This window comes from Erwinia sp. MYb416 (genome assembly GCF_037479575.1).
GTDB classification, from domain to species: domain Bacteria; phylum Pseudomonadota; class Gammaproteobacteria; order Enterobacterales; family Enterobacteriaceae; genus Erwinia; species Erwinia rhapontici.
Genome location: NZ_JBBGYT010000058.1, coordinates 1 through 1,092, shown reverse-complemented (window position 1 = coordinate 1,092; position 1,092 = coordinate 1). Strand labels below are relative to the sequence as shown.

Annotated in this window: 1 protein-coding gene; it reads left to right on the top strand. The window is 57.1% G+C overall.

Features of this window, described 5'->3' with window-relative positions:
• The coding region (locus WH277_RS00520) for a VENN motif pre-toxin domain-containing protein (RefSeq protein ID WP_339503744.1) at window positions 1-1,092 on the top strand (1,092 nt) is incomplete at both ends.

Here is a 1,092-nt window from a genome sequence, read left to right as displayed (position 1 = left end):
CCAGATATTCGACAAAGAGAAAGAGCAGAAGCGCATTCAGCAGGCGCAGCTGATTGGCGAAATCAGCACCCAGGTGTCGGATATCGTGCGTACCCAGGGCGCCATCAGCGCGGCGAAAGATGCCAGAGAGAAGATGGGCAGTATCAGCCAGGAAGACCGGGACAGGGCGCAGAAAGACTGGGTGAAAGCCCATCCGGGTCAGACCCCGGATGAGAACGCCATCAACGGCCAGGTTTACCAGAACTTCTACGACCAGGCCTTTAACGCCACCGGGCTCGGCACCGGCGGCGCCGTCCAGCAGGGTATCCAGGCCGCCACCGCCGTGGTGCAGGGCCTGGCGGGCGGTGATATCACCAGCGCGATAGCGGGCGGTATGGCCCCGTATCTGGCTGAACAAATCCATAAGCGGGCACCCGATGAAGCGAGTCGTGTGATGGCTCATGCTGTGGTTGCAGGAGTGCTGGCTGAGGTGCAGGGAAGAAACGCAGCAGGTGCTGCTGCCGGAGCGGCTACAGCAGCCATCGGGACGTCAGCGATTGCAAAAGCGATGTATGGTACGGATGACTTCAATAACCTGGGAGAGACGCAGAAACAGACTGTCAGTGCACTGGCGACACTGGCAAGTGGTCTGGCAGGCGGACTTGCGGGAGATAGCAGCACATCAGCATTAGCCGGAGCGCAGGCCGGGAAAAATACCGCAGAAAATAACGAGATGTTCAGTCTGCCAAAAGGTATGACCGACTACAGTCAGGGGGCTTCTACGCTTGGCATGTCGATGATCGATGCCGGAGTGACAACGGAAGAAGTGAATGCGGCATTAAGCAAAAATGTGAAAGGGGACTTACCCGATGGTGCGAATATAACGAAGGCTATCGTTGAGGGTTATACGGATATCGCGCTGGTCGCGGGTGCGGCTTATTTAGGGCCAGCGGCATCGGCGGGTAAAGTGGTGGGTGGGGCAATAATATCTGAAATTGCCAACGGCAGTTATCAGTGGTTCGATCTGAGCCAGCCTGGAAACGAAAAGAAAACCTGGGATTATAAGGGAAGTATCTCAGCAGGAATTACGGGAGCGCTTGCTCCGGGGCGGGG